Origin of the sequence: Altericroceibacterium indicum (assembly GCF_009828105.1) — a bacterium.
Lineage (GTDB): Bacteria > Pseudomonadota > Alphaproteobacteria > Sphingomonadales > Sphingomonadaceae > Altericroceibacterium > Altericroceibacterium indicum.
Genome location: NZ_WTYQ01000004.1, coordinates 225,469 through 245,576, shown reverse-complemented (window position 1 = coordinate 245,576; position 20,108 = coordinate 225,469). Strand labels below are relative to the sequence as shown.

Annotated in this window: 15 protein-coding genes and 1 tRNA gene; 9 read left to right on the top strand and 7 right to left on the bottom strand. The window is 55.6% G+C overall.

Annotated features, from left to right (window positions below):
- Positions 1–11: 11 nt before the first annotated feature.
- Both GRI39_RS11935 and GRI39_RS11930 read right to left on the bottom strand, forming a co-directional pair.
- A complete protein-coding gene (locus GRI39_RS11935; protein WP_160739943.1) occupies positions 12–1,316 on the bottom strand; it encodes a sigma-54-dependent transcriptional regulator in 1,305 nt (434 codons plus the stop codon).
- Complete coding sequence (locus GRI39_RS11930; RefSeq protein ID WP_160739942.1) at positions 1,313–3,058, bottom strand: ATP-binding protein; 1,746 nt, start codon at positions 3,056–3,058, stop codon at positions 1,313–1,315. The genes GRI39_RS11935 and GRI39_RS11930 overlap by 4 nt, the downstream gene beginning before the upstream one ends.
- Positions 3,059–3,307: 249 nt before the next feature.
- Between GRI39_RS11930 and GRI39_RS11925 the strand changes: the two genes are divergently transcribed.
- The 3 genes from GRI39_RS11925 to pncB all read left to right on the top strand — a co-directional run bounded on the left by GRI39_RS11925 (position 3,308) and on the right by pncB (position 7,642).
- A complete protein-coding gene (locus GRI39_RS11925; RefSeq protein ID WP_160739941.1) occupies positions 3,308–4,639 on the top strand; it encodes a dicarboxylate/amino acid:cation symporter in 1,332 nt (443 codons plus the stop codon).
- Positions 4,640–4,784: 145 nt separating this feature from the next.
- Positions 4,785–6,290: an alginate export family protein gene (locus GRI39_RS11920; protein WP_246205065.1), complete on the top strand. Its 1,506-nt coding sequence runs from the start codon at positions 4,785–4,787 to the stop codon at positions 6,288–6,290.
- Between the two features lie 47 nt (positions 6,291–6,337).
- Complete coding sequence (gene pncB, locus GRI39_RS11915; RefSeq protein ID WP_160739940.1) at positions 6,338–7,642, top strand: nicotinate phosphoribosyltransferase; 1,305 nt, start codon at positions 6,338–6,340, stop codon at positions 7,640–7,642.
- Between the two features lie 12 nt (positions 7,643–7,654).
- On the opposite strand, the gene GRI39_RS11910 is transcribed toward pncB, so the two are convergent.
- The 5 genes from GRI39_RS11910 to GRI39_RS11890 form a co-directional block, all read right to left on the bottom strand.
- Positions 7,655–8,740, bottom strand: a complete 1,086-nt coding sequence (locus GRI39_RS11910) for a glycosyltransferase (protein ID WP_160739939.1) — start codon at positions 8,738–8,740, stop codon at positions 7,655–7,657.
- Positions 8,740–9,888, bottom strand: coding sequence for a hypothetical protein (locus GRI39_RS11905; RefSeq protein ID WP_160739938.1), 1,149 nt, complete (start codon positions 9,886–9,888; stop codon positions 8,740–8,742). The genes GRI39_RS11910 and GRI39_RS11905 overlap by 1 nt, the downstream gene beginning before the upstream one ends.
- Positions 9,885–10,571 (bottom strand): HAD family hydrolase, encoded by a 687-nt coding sequence (locus GRI39_RS11900; RefSeq protein WP_160739937.1) that lies wholly within the window; start codon positions 10,569–10,571, stop codon positions 9,885–9,887. The genes GRI39_RS11905 and GRI39_RS11900 overlap by 4 nt, the downstream gene beginning before the upstream one ends.
- Positions 10,568–11,377, bottom strand: coding sequence for a nucleotidyltransferase family protein (locus GRI39_RS11895; RefSeq protein WP_160739936.1), 810 nt, complete (start codon positions 11,375–11,377; stop codon positions 10,568–10,570). Before GRI39_RS11895 ends, GRI39_RS11900 begins: the two co-directional genes overlap by 4 nt.
- A 138-nt stretch (positions 11,378–11,515) precedes the next feature.
- Positions 11,516–11,589 (bottom strand) — tRNA-Gly (locus GRI39_RS11890).
- Positions 11,590–11,860: 271 nt separating this feature from the next.
- On the opposite strand from GRI39_RS11890, the gene rsgA reads away from it, so the two are divergent.
- From rsgA to GRI39_RS11860, 6 genes are all read left to right on the top strand, one after another.
- Entirely contained in the window at positions 11,861–12,859 is a 999-nt protein-coding gene (rsgA, locus tag GRI39_RS11885) for a ribosome small subunit-dependent GTPase A (protein WP_160739935.1), read from the top strand.
- A gap of 82 nt (positions 12,860–12,941) precedes the next feature.
- Positions 12,942–13,625 carry a hypothetical protein gene (locus GRI39_RS11880; protein WP_160739934.1) on the top strand — a complete coding sequence of 228 codons (684 nt, stop codon included), beginning with the start codon at positions 12,942–12,944 and terminating at the stop codon, positions 13,623–13,625.
- Positions 13,626–13,786: 161 nt separating this feature from the next.
- On the top strand, positions 13,787–15,922 hold the full coding sequence (locus tag GRI39_RS11875; protein ID WP_211371578.1) for a TonB-dependent siderophore receptor: 2,136 nt from the start codon (positions 13,787–13,789) through the stop codon (positions 15,920–15,922).
- Positions 15,919–17,148: a PepSY domain-containing protein gene (locus GRI39_RS11870; protein ID WP_160739933.1), complete on the top strand. Its 1,230-nt coding sequence runs from the start codon at positions 15,919–15,921 to the stop codon at positions 17,146–17,148. The genes GRI39_RS11875 and GRI39_RS11870 overlap by 4 nt, the downstream gene beginning before the upstream one ends.
- Positions 17,149–17,502: 354 nt before the next feature.
- The gene (locus GRI39_RS11865; protein ID WP_160739932.1) at positions 17,503–18,876 is read left to right on the top strand and encodes an NAD-dependent succinate-semialdehyde dehydrogenase; all 1,374 of its coding nucleotides are present in this window, start codon (positions 17,503–17,505) and stop codon (positions 18,874–18,876) included.
- 58 nt (positions 18,877–18,934) lie between these two features.
- Positions 18,935–20,023, top strand: coding sequence for an alkene reductase (locus GRI39_RS11860; protein ID WP_160739931.1), 1,089 nt, complete (start codon positions 18,935–18,937; stop codon positions 20,021–20,023).
- Positions 20,024–20,108 lie beyond the last annotated feature (85 nt).

The following is a 20,108-nucleotide window of genomic DNA, read 5'->3' as shown; positions in this document are numbered from 1 at the left end:
ACTTTCGGACGCTATGAATCCTTGGCCAGATGCCTTTCACGCTTGATATCAATCCCTAAGCGTTTGGCTCGATAATAGAATGTTTTTCGCGGCAGCCCCAAAGCTTCAATCGCCGCACCAATATCACCGGCTGAGTCTTGAATCGCCTGCGTAATCGCGCTGCGTTCGAAATCCTCCATCCGTTCGGGCAGGCTTTGCGTATTACCGCTATGGGAAGGTCCATCGCTTTCAATGCCCAGCACCACACGATTGGCGAAATGCGCCAGTTCGCGGACATTGCCCGGCCAATCATATCCATCGAGCCGTGCGATGATTGCGCCGCTTACATCGGGAACCTCTTTGCGCAAACGAGACGCCGCTTCGCCAAGACAGTGGGCAAAAAGCAAAGGCAGATCTTCGCATCGTTCACGCAAAGGCGGAATCCGTAAGCGAACAGCCGCCAGCCGGTGAAGCAGTGCGGCATCGACCGCCTCCCGTGCTCGCTCGCTATCATCAATCGAACCGATGACCCGCAAATCGAGAACCTGTGTCCGCTCACCAGTCGTTGCGGGCAGAGCTCGCTCTTCAAGCAGGCTGCTCAGCCGCGCTTGAAGCATGGCAGGTGCCTGATCGAGATCATCGAGATAAAGCGTCCCGCGATGCGCACTAGCCACGAGACCGTTCTGCCCAAAGACACTCTCATCAACCAGACGATCAGTAAATGTGGCACAGGGAAGAGTGGTGAAACGGTGGCGTGCCCGCTTGCCTCCGCGATGGATCAGCCTGGCGACCAGTTCCTTGCCTGTGCCTGTTTCTCCTTCCACCAGCACATCGATATCAGCATCGGCCAGCACTTTTATGGTCTGCCGCAACTGGTCTATCTGAGGAGAGCGCCCAATGAGGGCGGAACTGCTGCTCTCCTCGGACAGCGCTCTTAATCTCCGGTTTTCCAGCACCAGCCGCCTTGTTTCCGCCGCCCGTGCTGCCGCAGCCAGCAAGGTTTCAGGGGCAAAGGGTTTGGTGAGAAAATCCCATGCGCCGCTTTTCAGCGCATCCACCGCCATGGCAATATCGCCATGCCCGGTGATCAACACTACGGGCAATTGCGCGTCCATGGCATTCAGGCTGCGAAACAATTCAATGCCCGACATACCCGGCATACGTACGTCTGACACAACCACTCCGGGGTAATGGGCGTCAATCTTGCTCAACGCCGCAGCGCCATCGCCAAATTCATCCACCGCATAGCCAGCCAATTCGAGCGACTGGCGCAATGACCCCCGCACGTCCTCATCATCATCCACGAGCGCCACGCGCCCTGCCTCAACATCGCTCATGGGCGTTTCAGCTCCATCCTGAAGCAAGCGCCTTGCGCGGAGGGGATCAACCGTAAGCTCCCGCCAAAATCGACCATGATGTCATGCGCAATGACCAATCCTAGCCCCAACCCCGATGCCCGGCTTGTGACAAAAGGGGTGAACAAATCGCGGGCGATATCAGGCGCGACACCGGGGCCATTATCCCGAATTTCCAGTGCAACATGGTCATCTGCCTTATCCAGCATCACGCTGATTTTTGGGTTGGGCACACCGTCGAGCGCTTCCAATGCATTCTGGAGAATATTCACCAGCACTTGTTCCAGCCGCACTTTTCCAGCCATGACCATCAGATCAGGGCTGATTGCGGGTGAGGTAAAAGTGACTGCGCTCAATTGCTCCCGCATAATCAGCAAAGCGCCATCCACGACCTCAGCCAGGGACACAGATCTGAGGACACCGGGGTTTTTACGCGCAAAACCTCGTAATTCTGACGTGACTGCGCCAATCCTTTCGGTGAGGCGTGCGATGGCCTGAAGGTTGCCCCGGACTTGCTCCACCTCACCACGCTCTAACAATGTTTCTCCATTGTTGGCATAGTTGCGGATCGCTGCGACCGGTTGTGCGGTTTCATGCGCCACAGATGCTGTGACCTGGCCCAGCGTCGCCAATCGGTTCGCCTGCCGCAAGCCTTCGCGCAATTCGGCCGCCCGTTTCTCACTCGCCACGCGCTCTTCCATCGCATGTTCGAGCGCCGCGGTCCTTTGCGTCACGGCCTGTTCCAATTCCGTATTGCGAGCCTCGGCAGTGGCCATACGTTCGGCCCGGCGCTGCGCACGCTCTCTCCACCCCCACAATGCGGCGAAAAACACAGCCGCCAAGAGCCCAGCCGCCAGCCGCACATAATTGGCGATCGGTTCCACCTTATTGCTGACTGGTATGAGCAAATTAATCGTCCCGCCGATTGTCTTATCTTCAAGACTAACCTGCAGGAATCGCTCCTTATTGCCGGGGAGTGAGACCAGACCACCCGGCGCATTGCGCAAGCGAAGCAGAGCCGCGCGCTGCTTATTGTCCTGAATCTGCGACCTGAACTGCGCCAGTTCTTCGCGGGACAAGCTCCGAGTGGCACGAAAGCGCCACTCCGGCCTGCTAGTGATAATAATCACCCCCTGAGCGTCAGCAGCATAAGTGATGCCACCTGCTACACGCCATTGCCGCTCAATTTCGCGGAAATCGATCTTCACTACGATCACACCCCCGGACTGGGTACGGCCTGACAGATAAAGGCCCGGCTTCTGGCTCATCGTACCAAGTGTGAATTGTGATCCTTCGCCATTTTTCACAGCATCTATGAAGTAATTTCGAAAACTATAGGATGCGCCAACAAAGCTGGTCGGTTCGCGCCAGTTGCTTGCCGCGATGGCTTCACCATCCGGCAGGATAGCATAGATCGCGGCAGCGCCAGTGGCCTTGGCAAGGCGTTCGAATTTGCGATTAAGCGCATCTATCGCGCCGGGTTGCTGGGCCATGGCTGCACCCACATCCCGATCATCTGCCAATGCGAGCGGTAAGAGCCGATAACGGGCGATTTCACTATCGAGGAGGTCCTGCCGCAACTGGAGATCGGTACGCCCGCTTTGCCGAAGGCTGTCCAATTCGCGCTGCTCCGCCAGATGGCCTGCCAGCAGGCTGATAGCCAATGTCACCACAAGGGCGATTGGCAACCAGCCAAACCGGCGAAGGAAGTGGCGTTTCGTCATCGAGCATATCCTACCGACTTGCCTTTAAGTGTGCAACAATTTGCACTTTTCACGCAATCCCGTTCCATAAATTGCACAAATTTCACCGTGCCAAACTTGAGAAGTAGCAACAAATAATTGATTTAATTCTATTTTATTCTTTTACGGATTCTATACAAACCCGCACAGCAAAATCCTGCACACTTCTAATAAGGCCGTACCAGCCCACTCAGGGCGTGGACGGAAGAGAGAGGTCGAAAGGTAAGCCACATGATTGAAGTTCCCGCGACACATGTCTCCCATGAGAAAAAGCCATGGTATCGGCATCTTTATGCGCAGGTGCTGGTCGCGATTATAGCCGGTGTGCTGGTGGGGCACTTCTTCCCCGCAACAGGTGAAGCACTGAAACCCATCGGGGACGCCTTCATCAAGCTCATCAAAATGATTATCGCGCCGGTGATCTTCCTGACCATTGTGACCGGGGTTGCCGGAATGCGCGATCTGGGCGCGGTGGGCCGCGTGGCAGGCAAGGCCTTTGCCTATTTCCTGTTCTTTTCAACTCTCGCCCTGCTGATCGGGATGGTGGTTGCCAATGTCGTGCAGCCCGGTGCGGGAATGCATATTGACCCTGCAACGCTCGATGGCGCAGCGGTGGCCGATTATGCAGCCAAGGCACATGACACCTCATTGGTGGCATTCCTCCTCAACATCATCCCGGATACGTTCACCGGCGCACTGACGCAGAACAACATCCTGCAAGTCCTGCTCATCGCGATCCTGTTTGGCATCGCACTCGCCATGGTCGGTGAACGCGGACAACGCGTGCTGGATCTGCTGAATGATGTTTCGGTAGCCTTCTTCAAGGTCGTTGCGATCGTGATGAAAGCAGCTCCGATCGGTGCCTTTGGCGCGATTGCCTTTACGGTTGGCAAATATGGCGTCGGCACGCTGGCTGGCCTGGCCACGCTGGTCGGCACATTCTACGCCACATCGCTGCTCTTCGTGATCGTGGTTCTGGGTACAGTGGCGCGCTTCTGCGGTTTCTCGATCTTTGGTCTGATCCGCTATCTGCGCGCTGAATTGCTGCTGGTTCTGGGCACGTCCTCTTCGGAAAGCGCTCTGCCAAGCCTGATTGAAAAAATGGAACGTGCTGGCTGCCCTAAGTCTATTGTCGGCCTTGTGGTCCCAACCGGCTATTCCTTCAATCTCGATGGCACCAATATCTATATGACGCTGGCTGCCCTGTTCATTGCGCAAGCCGTGGGCGTTGATCTCACCATCGGGCAACAGTTCCTTCTGCTCGGCGTAGCCATGCTATCATCCAAGGGGGCCGCAGGCGTGACTGGCGCAGGCTTCATCACGCTCGCCGCAACACTTAGCATTGTGCCGACGGTTCCGGTCGCAGGTATGGCGCTGATCCTCGGGATTGACCGCTTCATGTCAGAATGCCGCAGCCTCACCAACTTCATCGGCAATGCGGTCGCCACAATTGTGGTGTCACGTTGGGAAGGTAAGTTCGATAAGTCCCGCTTTGATGCGGCTCTGGCCGGAACCGCCCCGCATATGGATGAAGAAGGCGCGGTGCTTGCCCCCGCTGAATGAGTAAGCCTACTGGAGGGGGCTACGATGCCCCCTCCCCCAAACAAACCAAACAAAAACAACATAAAAAAACGGGTCGCATTCTTCGCGCCGGTGGAACGCTCCATCAGGCAGCCAGAGAGGCGTGCGGTCCAAGAGGAGAGTTCCCTTGTCACACCCACTCGCATATTCCATCGCCGCTATAGCGCTCGCCTTTCCGGCTATGGCTTCAGCCCAAAACCAGCCCCCTGCGCTCGACACAGCTACACTTTCCCCTGCTGAACAGGCCGAATATCCCTCGCACGAACATTATCCACGCAAGGCGATTGGTGAAAGCGCAGTGACCGGCGGTTTTGCTTCCAGCCGCTGGGGGGAAGACTGGCGCGAATATCGGGACCCCGCCAAGCGTGATGATCTGTTGGATCGCCTGAAATATCTGCCGCTTGATAGTAATGGCGACATTTACATCACCCTTTCAGGCGAAGTGCGGATCAGAACCGAATATTACGAAAACCCCAACCTCATTGAACAGCCAAGCGAAAGGCGTGACCGTTTACGCGTGATCGGCGGGGCTGATCTGCATGTTGGCCCGAACCTGCGCTTCTACGGTGAATTGGTGCATGGCGATCTGGGTGGGCACAATGTCAGCACCAAAAGCGCTTCCTGGCAAAATGACCTTGCTGTCCAGCAGGCCTTTGCCGAATTGAGCGGTGATATTGGCGGGCTGGAAGCGGGCATCCGCTATGGCCGGCAGGAATTTACTGATGGTTCCAGCCAGCTCCTCAACACCCGTGATACGCTGACAGTCCGCGTCGCCTTGAACGGAACGCGGGCATGGTTGCGCGGTGCCAAGGTGCGTGCCGATCTGTTCGATTTCAAATTTACCGATCTTGGCACTGGTGGCATCAAGGACGACCGGATTGATGACGGCACGCGCTTTAGCGGTGCCAATCTCGGCTTCGCTTTGCCCAAGGACCTGTTTGGTGGATCAGAAATCTATGTTGATCCCTTCATCTGGCGGCTCGAACTTGATGGTTTTTCATGGGGCGGTACAACCGGGCGGGATCGGCGCAATTTCTACGGCACGCGGATTTGGGGCAATGCAGGCCGCGTAGGGATCGACTGGACGGTAAACCACCAGTCCGGCAATTTTAATGGCCGCAAGATTTCAGCCTGGCAGGCATTTCTTTCGCAAAGCTATCGGCTGGGGAAAAGTAGCAATGCCCCGGCGCTCACTTTGAAAGCCGATTATGCTTCAGGTGGCGGTGGTTATAACGATACCAATGGCACCTTGCATAATGCCACCACGCCCTATGGCACCAATGCCTATTACAGCTATCAGAATGGTCTCACAGCAACCAATCTCATTTCCATTGCTCCGGGCCTTTCCTTGCGCCCGGCCAAAGGTGTGAAGCTCGATACGGAATATCGTTTTGCATGGCGCGATGCTGAAAATGATGCCGTCTATCGCCCGGCAGCGGGCCATTTTGCGGGCACTGAGAATGTGTCAGGCAAATATATCGGTGAAATGATCCGGGCGCAGGCTTCATGGTCCATCACCCCGCGCGTGACATTGAGCGGCCGCTATGAACACCTCTTCACCGGCACCGTTCTGGAGCGTGCCGGCTATTCGGACTCCAATTTCTTCTCCACCTGGCTGAGTTTCCGCTTTTGATCACAGCGGTGTGTTTCTTTTGCAAAATCATCAGCTAGGGTCGCCCGATGGCTGTCACAGATATCGCAACCCGCACGTATAATCACAATTTCCGGCTCGATCCGATCGTGCGGAGCCTGTTGGATACGGATTTCTACAAGCTGCTGATGCTGCAGATGATCTGGCGTGAACATTCCAGCGTTAACGCCACCTTCTCGCTGATCAACCGCTCTACATCAGTGCGTTTGGCAGATGTGATTGAAGAGGATGAATTGCGCGCGCATCTCGACCATGCGCGCAGCTTACGCTTTACCAAGAAAGAGCTGATCTGGCTTGCCGGGAACAGTTTTTACGGCAAGCAGCAGATGTTCAAGCCAGACTTCATCGAATGGCTCGCTGATTTTCGCCTGCCCGAATATGATCTGCGCAAAGCGGATGGGCAGTATGAATTGCATTTTGATGGCCCTTGGACACACACAAGCATGTGGGAAATTCCCGCACTCGCGATCATCAATGAAATGCGCTCACGCGCGGCGTTGCAGAATAAGGATCGTTTCGCACTCGATATTCTCTACGCCCGCGCCAAGGCGAAACTATGGGAAAAGGTCGAACGGCTCCGCGCCTTTCCTGATCTCGTCATCAGCGATTTTGGCACACGGCGGCGGCACGGTTTTTTGTGGCAACGCTGGTGTGTGGAAGCGCTGAAAGAAGGCTTGGGTAGCCGTTTCATCGGCACCTCCAATGTACTGCTTGCTATGGATGCGGATCTTGAAGCCATCGGCACCAATGCGCATGAATTGCCTATGGTGGAAGCCGCACTTTCCACCAGTGATGCCGAACTGGCCGGCGCGCCCTATCGTGTGCTCGAAAAATGGCGGCAGCATTATGGCGGTAATTTGCTGATCGCCCTGCCCGATGCTTTTGGCACGACAGCCTTTCTTCGCAACGCCCCTGAGTGGCTGGCCGATTGGACCGGGTTTCGCCCGGATAGCGCGCCGCCCATTGAAGCGGGTGAACAGATCATTCGCTGGTGGAAGGAACAGGGCCGCGACCCGACCAAGAAGCTGCTGATCTTCTCTGACGGGCTGGACATCGACAGAATTGAGGAAGTCTATCACCACTTCCATGGGCGGGTGCGGATGAGCTTTGGCTGGGGCACCAATCTCACCAACGATTTCCGTGGCTGTGAACCTGACGGTGAAGCTGGGCTGGAACCGATTTCGCTCGTCTGCAAAGTTACACAGGCCAATGGCCGCCCGGCCGTAAAACTCTCAGACAACCCAGCCAAGGCAACTGGGAACCCGGATGAAATCGCCCGCTATCTGCGGGTTTTCGGTACGGCAGACAGGGTGCTAACCCCGGTGGAAGTGTAAACCGCTTGAGGGTTAGCCTTTTTCAAGCCCGGCATCGCTGAATAAAGCGCCCCCGCGCTCCAGGAATTTTGCGCGCGAATAATGGTCCAGCACCCATGCACGGCCCAATTGCCCCTGCCGCAAACCTTCTTCCGGGTGGGACAACCATTGGGCCAGCGCAGCGCACCATAGTGCATCATCTCCATAGGGTGCCAAAGCACCGCCGCCTGACTGCTTGATCGATCTTGCCATTTCACCCACCGGGCTGGCGATGACCGGAAGGCCTGCGGCCATGGCCTGATGAGCAGCAATACACAGGCCTTCATGGTGCGATGGCTGCACATAGCCATCCAGCGTAGCGAGGAAATCAAGCGGGCGATCAACGAAGCCTTCAAGCACCAGATTATCGACACCCAATTCCAGCGCCTGCGCTTCCAGAGCAGCCTGTTCCGGCCCTTCGCCTGCGATATGGACCGAAAGCCTCTCTGCCAATTCAGGCGATTGCTGCTTGAGCCGGGCCAATGCTCGGATCAGGCAATCATAGCCCTTATTGCGATGGAGCCGGCCCAGACTGCCCAGACGCAAAGTGCCTTTCAGCCGTGGGGTTGCTTCAGGCGCGCTACTATCGGCGATAAACATCGGCCACAGCGTGATCCGTTCTCTCGGGATTCCAAGCCGCGACTGAGCAAAATCGGCCACAGTTTCGGAATCCGTAATCCAGTGCCGGCTGAGGCCAGACATGCGCCGCAGCCATGTTTCATTCGCCGGTTTCAGCCATGCATTGTGCTGCCAGCTCACCACCGGCACGCTGCGCAATTTGCCAAGGATCTGCCCGGTCAGCGTTGCGTGACTCAAAGATGTCACGATAACATCGGGTTTACGCTTGCGTATAATCTTATCGAGAGTGAGCGCCGTGCTGACAAAGCGTCGCTGAGCACCGCCAATCACCTGCACTTCAAACCCTGCCGCCTCCACACCGGGGCGAGCGCGGCCATCGCGTTCCATCAGCGAAACCACAATCGCCTCATGGCCCGCATCGCGAAAGCTGGAGAGAATATCCACCAGCGGCAGTGCTCCCCCACCCCCGTCCAGCGAATTGATGACATAGAGAATGCGCATCAGGCCTCCATATAATCAGCGATGGCCTTGGCGGCTCGCTCAGATGACGGCGTGTCACCCAGATCAAACGTATAGGCAAACAGCTTTTCCTGCGCTTCACGCCAATGTGGTGCCAGGGGCAGCGCATTCTGCAATGCCTGATCCATCCCGCCTATATCATCAACCACCGGCCCACTTTGCCAATGACTGAAATCAGGGTTGCCCTGCCATTTTAAATGGGTGGGATTCAGGAAAACCGCCGGGCGCGGGGTACTCAAGAATTCGTAAATCTGGCTGCTGGCATCGCCCAGATAAATGTCCGCCAGCCGTGTATAGCTCATGTCCACACTTGCCTGACTGCCAAGATCGACATGAATATGCGAGCAGTCACGAATATGCGCTGGCACTTCGCCCACACGCGAGAACGAAAGCGGCGACAGAGATATGTTGAAACGCTTGGCAAACAGCATAACATGCGGTGCAAAGATCAGATTATAGCGCACGCTCCGCGCAAAATATTCCAGCACATCCTGCCCCATTCGATACCATGAAGACAGGGCGGGTGATGGATGCGGATTATACAAAACCGTCGGCCGGTCATTATCGAAAATGCGCGGCGGTGGCGCGTCCCTCAACAGATCGAATTTCGGATAGCCGACAATCGCATGGCCGCCCGGTTTCAAGAGACCATTGGCATTGAGCCTGTCGCGCACCTTGGGGCCGGACAGGAGCACAAAGTCAAACAAGCCGCTGGCCTTGTTAAAGCCAATCGCCCGGTCACCAGCACCGTGCCGGGTGTGGATGAGCTTCAAGTCTTTCAGGCCAAATCGCGTTTTCAGGAGAAGCGAGGTTTTCTCCGGCACCACAAGCGCATCGAGCGCGCGGAAGGCATCAAGGTTGCGTTCAAGGAAGGAATAACGCTCCGCCGGGATCGCACTGCCTGACAATCGCTGCACCCAATGGGCTACTGTGCCGGGCATTTGCAGCCTTTCCATCTTCAGATTGCTGGCAGTTCCGATCAATCTTTGAACTTCGGCTTCAATCACATCACCGCCGACAAGCACGGTCACATCAATGTCCGGGTGTGAGCGGGCCAGAGCATTGGCAATGGGCAGCGAATGGGCCACCTGATGTGCCGCCGAGTGGTTGAACAGAAAGCCGATTTTCATGCCCGCGCCATTTCTGCTCGCCAGTCCAGCACCCGCCAGCCCCGCGCCCTGGCTATCGTTGCCAGAGCTTTGGAGGGGTTCACGGCCACAGGCTCATCCACCCATTCAAAGGTTGGCAAATCAGAAGCATGGTCAGAGTAGAATGTAATCCGGGCATTATTGCGTGCGATGCCCTGCTCTTCCAGCCACTCTGCAATGCGATGCTGCTTGCACGCTGCGTAGCAATTGTCTTCAGAGATATCGGAAAGCAGCACATCCCCATGCCAGCTGTTGCGAGTGGCGATCACATCATCAATCTTGAGGCGATGCGCCAGCGGCTCCACATACAAAGCGGGGGCTGCCGTCGCCAGAACGATCCGCCGACCGGCTTGGCGTTCCTTCGCAAACAGGGATTGCGCTTGCGGGAAAATCCCGTTTTCCACCAGCTTCTCAGCAAAACTATCGGCCACTGCCTCAACCTTATGGCGGCCCACTCTCTTGCCCAGTGCCATCGCGTGCATCGCTTCCTTCATGCGACGGCGCGGGATACGCTTCATCGCATAGCCAGCCGCATGAGGTGCCAGCAGTGGCAACAACCCAAGCCTCCACGGCGAAAGGTGCCGTGCGGCATAGATGAGGAAGGCGGAATAGGTCGGCCGGATGGTGAGGGTCCGGTCCAGATCGAAGATGGCAAGTTCAGTCATGCACTAAGGATTTTTTCGGCCATGGCGTGATCAGAGAGCTTGTCCACGTCTATCGCTGCCCTCCCGAAAGGCAAAGCAACAGCTTGCGCGTCAACATGCAGCCTGCGCCCGGCCTCTCTCACAGCCTTGTTTAAAGAGAGACGCCGCAAGGCAATGCGCAGCATCAACAAAGGACCAAACCGAGCGGCGATTTTCCAGACTTTCTTGCGATCCTGTTCAATCTTTTCCCAGAACAACAGTGCGTCTTGCACATCACTGGCCTCTTCCACCTGGAGTGCAAACAGATTGGCACCGCTGAAATCACCATCACCAAACCGCCACCAGGTGCGTTGCGATTGACCATAGTCCTTTTCCAACTGCCCACGCGAAACCAGCCCGACCGAAAGCTGCGCTGCTCGCGCTTTGTTGATAAAATAACTGGCGATTTCCGGGGTGAGCAAAACATTATCCGCCGTTGTCAGCAAGATAGGCTGGTTTGTCCCATCGTGTTGCAGGAAATCAAGCACCGAACCGCTGATTGTCGCACCAGAACGGGCTATACCGATGGCAGAATCATCCTGCACCCATGCCAATTCAGCCGCGCTTGCCAGTTCCTCGACATCCTGCGTCAACACCACGATGCGGTTAACCTCAGGCGTGGCCCGCAAAACCCGGAGCACCCGGCTCAGCATTGCCTCACCAGCCACCGGAATAAGTGCCTTGGAAGGTTTGCCGAAATGCGCTGCCAGCGGGTCAATACCCGGGCGCCGCCCCGCCAGAACAATCGCTGTCCACCCATCAGAAGCGGTCGGAATAGTGGTGTTCATAAATCTCAGTTCATTAACGCAGGGAAATGTATCGCCATACTGGCAATGCTCCCCAACCTATCCAGAAGGGCTGCAAAGCTGACAAGCCATTTCCATTGCTTATAAGAAATTTCAATATTGGGATGGTGAGATGAGCAATGGAGCGGGTGAAGGGAATCGAACCCTCGTCGTCAGCTTGGGAAGCTGCTGCTCTACCATTGAGCTACACCCGCATTCCTGTGGCTTTACGCCACTTCACCATCGCGCTTTAGCAGCGCCTGAATGATGAGCCGCCTAGTGCCACCAGGATCACTTCAACGTCAACATATCTTTTATGGGTATTTGCGCGCGTCTCCCGTCATTCATCGCCATACTTGGATGACCTGCACCTGCGACATGATATACGGAAGCGCAAGCATGGTATCCTTTGCGAAGCCAGCAAGACATAGAGGGATATTTGAAAAAATCCTTGTTGGGTCAGCAGAAAGCTGCTTCCGCAACCAGATGACATCGAGCTGTGAGACTCTTGAAGAACTTGGCTGGAAAGCCCGTTTCAGCGAACAGATCACGCCTGAAGAAGCCATCCATTGTCATCCCGTTCGAGTGATGGCCGTCCATCGTGGACAGATTGCGGTTACAGGCGCCGATGGGTCGCTTTCTATTTCACCCTATATTCGCGGGGCGGCGCCGACGGATGATCATCCCACGGTGGGCGATTGGGTATTGGTCGACAATGCCACACAGGAGCCAGTCCGGGTGCTGACACGGATGAATCTGTTCAAGCGGCGCTCTCCGGGTGATCCGCGTAAGGAACAGATGATTGCCGCCAATGTCGATAGACTATTCATCGTCGCATCCTGCAATCAGGACTTCAGCGTCTCACGGCTGGAGCGCTACCTTGTACTGGCGCGCGAAGCGGGCGTGACGCCGCTGGTAGTTCTGACCAAGATCGACCTGATCGACCACCCGGAAGAATATGCAAATCAGGCACGTACCATAGCGCCAGATTTGCAGGTGGAGACCGTCAATGGGCGCGATCCGGCAAGTGTTGAGCGGCTTGCAAGCCTTTGCGGGAAAGGCGAAACTGTGGCACTGCTTGGCTCATCAGGAGTGGGTAAATCTACGCTGGTCAATACCCTTCGCGGATCTGACAGCATCGCCACGCAGGCCATCCGAAAGCACGACGGGACCGGACGGCACACAACCACTGCGCGTGAGATGCACCGGTTGCACGGAGGCGGATGGCTGCTCGACACGCCGGGTATGCGAGAATTGCAATTACCAGATGCCGATGATGGCATAGCGGAGGTTTTCGACGATTTTATTCTGGCAGCGGAGAACTGCCGTTTCTCGGACTGCGCGCATGGCAACGAACCGGGGTGCTCCGTCCGGGCTGGCATTACGGACGGCACACTTTCAGCCGAACGCTTCGAACGGTGGCGTCAACTGACTGCTGAAGAAGCGATAGCCAATGCCCCAAGATATAAAAAACGCTCCAAATAACTGGAGCCTATGGACCTCTTGGGCGTTTTGAAATGTGCGATCTTTGCGATTCATGTTCGCTCATTTGTCAAAGGACCGGCCCATGAAAACACCCCCGCTAGTTGCCATTATCGGTCTTTTTCTTCTCAGCGGCTGCGGCTCAAACACAAGTTCGGCGCCCACACGCACTACTTCCAAGACTGAGGCGCAGGCGATTGCAATATCATCTCAATCGCAAGCAGCCCCCTCCCCCGGCTTTGCGGATTGGCAAAGCAAAGATAGCCTGATCGCGCTAAGCTACCCCACCTCTCTTACGCCCACGCGAGACTTCTCTGGCACGTATTTCACGCCTGCTGGCTGGCGCATGATGTTCGATGGATCGCCTGTTGGCGCTGGCGTGGGGCAGGTTCGTTTCACTGCCAAAAGCAAAAGTGCTGATGAAATGCCGCGCATTGCCACCGACATCCTGCAAATCGGCACCAGCAGGAATGCGGACGTCGTCGCTGATTGTCTGACACGCGGGTTGCAAGGAGGCAGCGCTGTAAAGGAGCCAAACCGCATCATCGGAGATGTGAGCTTTACCGTTTACAGCAATGGAGATGCCGGCATGAGCCATCAATTGTCCAGCACAGATATGCGCGCCATGTATCAGGGCACATGTATCGCAATTGACCGGCTGACGATTTCGGTTCCGGCATCGGTGAACGTCACCAGCCATCCCAAACAATCAAGCGCCACAGTGGAGCAGGAGCTGGCAACTGTGCTGGCAAGTGTCACCTTCCACTAAAGAACTACTGCCAGCAATGGTGAATGATAGCCCGCTCCACCTACCCCGTGACTGGAAGGCACCCCATCGCTTTGCTGAAGTTGAATAAGGACACTTATTCAGGTTGTAATTGATATTCACTATCATTAGTAGCCTCCCTGGATCATTTAGGGAGGACTGAGGTGAGAATTTCGCGGTATTATTGGTTGCTGGCGAGCGTTGCGGCGGCGGCTGGTTTAACGCCGTCTTCCGCAAGGGCCGAAGATGCTTCCGGCAACTCGGCAGAGCCACCACCGCGCGATGAAATCATCGTCACCGGCCGGGCAGAATCGCTCTACAGCGTTGACGAAACCTCAGTTGCACGCGGGATGAGCGACCCGCTCAACGTGCCACAATCCGTCACCGTGATTAATCAGGCGCTGATCAGCGATCAAGGCGCGCGCGATGCAACGGATTTGTATCGCAACATCGCCGGCATCACGAATTTCAGCTACTCGACCATCACCTTCCGGGGATTTCGGCAAGACCGGGTGTATTACGACAATCTGCGCGGTGATCCCTTTATCGCTTTCTCTGTCCCCAAGCTGTTCAACATCGAACGGGTCGAAGTGCTGAAGGGCCCCTCTGGGATGCTCTATGGCCCCGGTGAACCGGGCGGCCTTATCAATTATGTGACCAAGATTCCGACGGAGGAATTGACCGCTTCGGGTGAACTGACGCTGGGCAATTATGATCGCTACGGCACGGCAGGCGATGTGTCTGGCCCGATTACCAGCAATGGTTCGCTGCTGGCGCGTGGCGGAGCTTATTACGAACAAATGAAGCCCTTTCGGAATAACACCAGCCAAAAATCCCTCATTCTCGATGGCGGCCTGACGGCCAAACTGGGTGATGACACGCGACTGATCGGTCAGATCACCCATTATGAGCAGAAAAACAAAGGCGCGCGGCTACGGGGTGTTCCGGTTGATGATCAGGGCAATTTCCTGACTGACCGAAGCTGGAATACCAATGAGAAGAGCGATTTTCTCAATCTGAACGCCACTACCTATGAAGCACGCCTGCAGTCCGCCCCTGCCGAGGGCATCACGCTGGAACTCGCCACCCGCTATTATGATGCAACCGAGCGGCAGCAATATCATGAAGGTCGTGGATTGGTTGATACGGATGATGACGGCGTCGTGGATGCCAGCCGCCGAGAATTACGCGACCAGCGGCGCGAAACACATGGGCTAACCTTTGCCGGTAATGCTACGATTGATCGCCCTATCGCGGGGATAGATAACCGTATCCTCATCGGTGCAGACTGGTATCGGGAGAAGGCTGACTTCTGGGCGCATACGGTCCCCAACAGCAGAATTCCCCTGCTCAGCCTGCGCAATCCTGTTTACGGACTGTCGGGCGCATCTTTCTATGATCTCGATGCGCTACCCTTACGCGAAACAGAAACCCGCAACACATCCTATGGGGTCTATCTTCAGGACCAGTTGAGCCTGTCCGATCACTGGATCATCGTCGGCGGCACTCGCTATGATCGCTTCGATGGCGAGAATGTTATCACCGGAGAGGATTACACTGGGGATGCCTGGACTTTCCGTGGCGGCCTGATCTTCAAGCCCAAGCAAGATATGTCGCTCTATGTGAGTTGGTCACAGGGGTTCGAACCGCAGGATGTTGCCTCACAGGACAGCTCAGTTGGCGGTCCGTTTGATCCGATCACGGGCAATCAGATAGAAGCGGGCGTTAAGGTTGCCCTGCTGGGCGGCAAACTAAATGCCAGCAGCGCCATCTATCAGATCAAACGTCGCAATCTTCTTCAGGCCAATGGAGAAGTGGTAAATGGCGTGGACCAGCTCGCCCCGATTGGTGAAGTCACCAGCAGAGGCTTCGAACTGGAACTCAGCACTGATCTTACGCCCAATTGGGTACTGACCGCCAATTATGCTTACAATGATACCAAAATCACCCGAACGGTGGCAGGGCAATCGCTAACTAATGCCGTTGGTGATCGCTTTGCCAATGCGCCTAAGCATCAGGCCGGGTTCTGGTCGCGATATCAATTCCCATCCACAGGCACGGCCATTGCCGTGGGTGGTGAATATGTGAGCAAGCGCCTGTCCCTCTCTGACCAGACCGTAAAGCCCTATGCCATTTTCGATGCCTCCATCATTCAGCAGCTCACCAACCATCTCGACATTTTGCTGCGTGTCGATAATCTATTCGACAAGACCTATGCGGCCTCTGGCTTTATTGAACGGACCGGGCACTTCCCCGGCGATCCGCGTACTGTATTTGCCGAATTACGCTGGAAATTGTGAAGCCGCAGCTCCCTTCTGGAAACGTTCGAAAACGCACACGCAATTCCGGGCGTTCGCTATGGTGGCGCATCCACCAGTGGGCGGGGTTGCAGATCAGCCTGTTCCTGATCTTCATTCTCGCCACCGGGACACTGGCAACTGTTTCGCCTGAAATAGACTGGCTGATTCATCCCGCCATACGGGTCGCTGTAGAAGACCGCCCCCTGGCATCATGGGGCGTGCTGGCCACTCACGCAAAAGATGAAGCGGGGGATGCACTTATTGAATCCATTTCCGCACCGCGGGAGCCATGGTTTGCAGCAGAGGTTATTGCGAGACAACCCGACGGATCGCGTTTCCGCATTCAACTCAATCCCTGGACCGGAGAGGTTCAGGGGCGCACTCCGTGGTTCAACGCCCAGCGGCTGTTTCGAGAAATGCACCGCAATCTGATGCTCGCCCCCGCCATTGGCGTGCCGATTGTCACAAGCCTTTCCATTCCACTGCTACTCGCGCTCATCTCCTCTTTCTGGGTCTATAAGAAATGGTGGCGCGGGTTCTTTACCTTCCCCCGCCTAAACCGCGCGCGCCGCAATGACAGCCGCCGTTTTACCGGTGCCCTACACCGCTTTGCCGGGTTATGGAGCCTCTGGTTCGTCGCCTTAATCGGTATCACCGGCACATGGTACTTTATTGAGAAGATGGGCGGTGAAGCACCTGCTTCAAACCCAGCAGCGGCCATCGCCAGCACCCAGCTTGCCGGGCCACAACTCGATGCCATGATCGCACTGGCACACAAGCGCTTCCCTGAATTGCAGGTCAAGGGCATCGCCTTCCCTCATGGCAAGTCAGGCGGTGTTCTGATTGAAGGACAGGCCCACGCCCTGCTGGTGCGTGACCGGGCCAACGGTGTCCTGATCGACCCAATCACGCGAAAAGTTGCCGCTATAGTGAGAGGTGAGAACCTAAGCGTTCACCAACGGATTGCCGAAGCTGCCGACCCTCTGCACTTCGGGACATGGGGCGGGTTCACGACACGGCTCATCTGGTTCGCCTTTGGCGCCATTCTTACCGCACTCAGCGTCACCGGAGTGATGATTTATGCAATGCGGATGCGACAGCAGGAAAAACTGCCCAGAATGCGGCTGGTCCAAGCGATGTGGAAAGGCATGGGGCCAGCCAGGTGGGTTGCTCTTTTGCTGATCGTGATGACCATCGCGCTTATTCCGAGCAAAATGACAGCATAAAGCTGCGCTTCCCGACACCTGAATTTCTTTGACGTAAATTGCGCATCCGCCTGCGAGTACGCAGGATAAGATAAATTTATCATGTACAAAATAAAATTGCCCTCAATCTATAAGATTGGCGGCATTCCAGGCGTAAACCTGCAAAAACCGTCCATGACGCCGCCTCCAACCGGCTCGAAAACCAGAAGGTGAGAGAGGGAGAGCGGAACTGCCCCAGTGGCTTTGCGTATAGGTGATGAGCCAGGTGGTGCAGCGCAATGCAGACATCACCTCCCCCGCATCCACCTGATGCGAGCAGTAAAATCAACAGCTTCTGCCTTTGTTCAGAAGTGTGTTTCGCCCGGAAAGATTCCTATGAGCAACCCTATTACAACCATCAATCCAGCCACTGAAGAAACCATCAAAACCTATCCGCTGATGAGTGATGATGAGGCCTCCAAAGCCGTCGAAAATTGCCATCAGGCCTATCTGGAATGGCGGCTGAAAAGTCCGGAAGACCGGGCAACGATTATCAAGGCAATCGGGAAGGAACTGCTCAACAGCAAGCATGAATTTGCCAAATTGATGACCAGCGAAGTCGGCAAATTGATTGGTGACAGTGAGCAGGAAGTCGAGCTTTGTGCGGCAATTTGTGATTACACAGCCGAAAACGGCCCCGCCGGTCTTGCTGACGAAGAACGCGATATCGATGGAGGGACCGGCGTAGTTGCCTATTCCCCGATCGGTGTCATTTACGGCATCCAGCCGTGGAATTTCCCTTGTTACCAGGCAGTCCGCTACTCGATTGCCAATCTGATGGCAGGCAATGGTGTGCTGCTAAAACATGCTGAAAGTTGCACCGGCAGCGGCCTGTTCCTGCGTGATGTTTTTGAACGCGCTGGGCTTCCTAAAAACCTCTTCACAGTTCTGGTGATCGACCATAAGCAATCAGACGCTATCATCGAGAACGATTTGGTGCGCGGTGTTACGCTTACCGGAAGTGACAAGGCGGGTCGCACGGTTGCAGCAAAAGCGGGTGAGCAGCTCAAGAAGACTGTTTTGGAGCTTGGCTCCAATGATGCCTATCTGGTGCTGGACGATGCCGATCTGGAACTGGCTGTGGAAACCTGCGTACAGGGCCGCCTCTACAATAATGGCCAAACCTGCGTGAACGCCAAGCGCTTTGTCATCACCGAGAAGAACTATGATCAGTTCGTAGAGAAATTCGTCGCCAAGATGAGTGCTGTTGAACTGGGTGATCCGACAGATTCCAACACCAAGCTTGGCCCAATGTCGCGCACCGAACTACGGGACAATCTGGCTGAACAGGTTGATGAAAGCGTAGCAAAGGGTGCGCGAGTGATGTGTGGCGGCAAGGTGCCAGATCGCAAGGGTGCCTATTATCCGGCAACGGTTCTGGCCGATGTTGCACCGGGCCAACCTGCCTATGATGATGAATTGTTCGGTCCCGTTGCCTCTGTCATCAAGGCCAAGGATGACGAGGATGCAATGCGCATCGCCAATGATAGCCGCTATGGCCTTGGCGGCGGCATCTTCAGCCGCGACGAGAAGCGTGCTCGTGAATTGGCGGTCAAACATTTCGATACCGGCATGATTACCATCAATGGTTACAATATTGCGCTTCCCAACATGCCATTCGGCGGTGTCAAGAATTCGGGATATGGCCGTGAACATGGCGGGTTCGGAATGAAAGAATTCGTCAATATCAAATCAGTCTACATGAAGTGACGGGTGCGGCTTCGGCCACCATTCACCTGTCCCTCCCCAGAATTACCGAGTATTCCACATGACTGACATTTCGACACTTTTTAAACCCCTTCATATCGGCGACCTTGAACTCCCTAATCGTGTTTTGATGGCCCCACTAACCCGCAACCGGTCGCAAGCCGATGGCACGCCGAAGGAAATGGCACAGACTTATTACTATCAGCGCGCTTCAGCCGGCTTGATCGTCAGCGAAGCGACGCAGATCTCTGCAATGGGTAAAGGCTATATTGATACGCCGGGCATCCACACAGAAGCTCACGCTGATGCCTGGAAGGAGATCACTGATGCGGTTCACGCTGGCGGCGGGCGAATATTCTGTCAGCTTTGGCACGTAGGCCGGATCAGCCACACATCGCTTCTGCCGGATGGCAATCAGCCAGTATCTTCCAGCGCTGTGAAAGCGAATACCCAAACCTTCACCGCCAACGGCTTTGAAGATTGTTCAGACCCTGTGGCCCTCGACAAGGACGGTATTGCCCAGACAATCGAAGATTATGGCCGCGCCGCAGCCTTTGCCAGACAGGCGGGATTCGATGGGATCGAAGTCCACAGCGCCAATGGCTATCTGCTTGATCAGTTTCTGCAGGATGGTGTGAACCAGCGCACGGATGAATATGGTGGCTCGGTCGAAAACCGGATGCGCCTGCTCAATCAGGTTCTGGACCGGGTGCTACAGGAATTTCCGGCAAACCGGGTTGGCATTCGCCTGTCGCCTTTGGGGCAAGCCAATGACATCACTGATAGTGATCCAGAAGCTCTATTTGGCCCGGTCTATGACATGCTCTCAACCCGTAAGCTGGCCTATCTTCATGTGGTTGAGCAGTTCTTTGGCCAGGACACGGAAGAAGCGGACAAGCAGTTGCTGATGCGTCTGCGCAAACGCTATGATGGCGTTTATATCGGGAATGGCGGATATGATGCTGAAAAAGCTGCCAAAGCGATTAGCAGTGGCGCAGCAGATGCCATCACATTCGGTCGCCCCTTCATCGCCAATCCCGATCTGCCTGAACGCTTCCGCACAGGCGCTGCTTTAAATGAGCCAAATTCCGACACATTCTACGGCGGTGATGAAAAGGGTTACACCGACTACCCATTTCTCGACCGCTAAGTTTTGGCCTTAAGGCTATTATAAAGCCCCCTGATCGCGAAAATCAGGGGGCTTTTGCATGTATAATTTCAGAAACAAACGGCCT

Bases quoted from the DNA above. Each gene is read 5' to 3' on its own strand.
- GRI39_RS11935 (WP_160739943.1), bottom strand. From the start codon at position 1,316: ATGAGCGATGTTGAGGCAGGGCGCGTGGCGCTCGTGGATGATGATGAG.
- GRI39_RS11930 (WP_160739942.1), bottom strand. From the start codon at position 3,058: ATGACGAAACGCCACTTCCTTCGCCGGTTTGGCTGGTTGCCAATCGCC.
- GRI39_RS11925 (WP_160739941.1), top strand. From the start codon at position 3,308: ATGATTGAAGTTCCCGCGACACATGTCTCCCATGAGAAAAAGCCATGG.
- pncB (WP_160739940.1), top strand. From the start codon at position 6,338: ATGGCTGTCACAGATATCGCAACCCGCACGTATAATCACAATTTCCGG.
- GRI39_RS11910 (WP_160739939.1), bottom strand. From the start codon at position 8,740: ATGCGCATTCTCTATGTCATCAATTCGCTGGACGGGGGTGGGGGAGCA.
- GRI39_RS11905 (WP_160739938.1), bottom strand. From the start codon at position 9,888: ATGAAAATCGGCTTTCTGTTCAACCACTCGGCGGCACATCAGGTGGCC.
- GRI39_RS11900 (WP_160739937.1), bottom strand. From the start codon at position 10,571: ATGACTGAACTTGCCATCTTCGATCTGGACCGGACCCTCACCATCCGG.
- GRI39_RS11895 (WP_160739936.1), bottom strand. From the start codon at position 11,377: ATGAACACCACTATTCCGACCGCTTCTGATGGGTGGACAGCGATTGTT.
- rsgA (WP_160739935.1), top strand. From the start codon at position 11,861: ATGACATCGAGCTGTGAGACTCTTGAAGAACTTGGCTGGAAAGCCCGT.
- GRI39_RS11880 (WP_160739934.1), top strand. From the start codon at position 12,942: ATGAAAACACCCCCGCTAGTTGCCATTATCGGTCTTTTTCTTCTCAGC.
- GRI39_RS11865 (WP_160739932.1), top strand. From the start codon at position 17,503: ATGAGCAACCCTATTACAACCATCAATCCAGCCACTGAAGAAACCATC.
- GRI39_RS11860 (WP_160739931.1), top strand. From the start codon at position 18,935: ATGACTGACATTTCGACACTTTTTAAACCCCTTCATATCGGCGACCTT.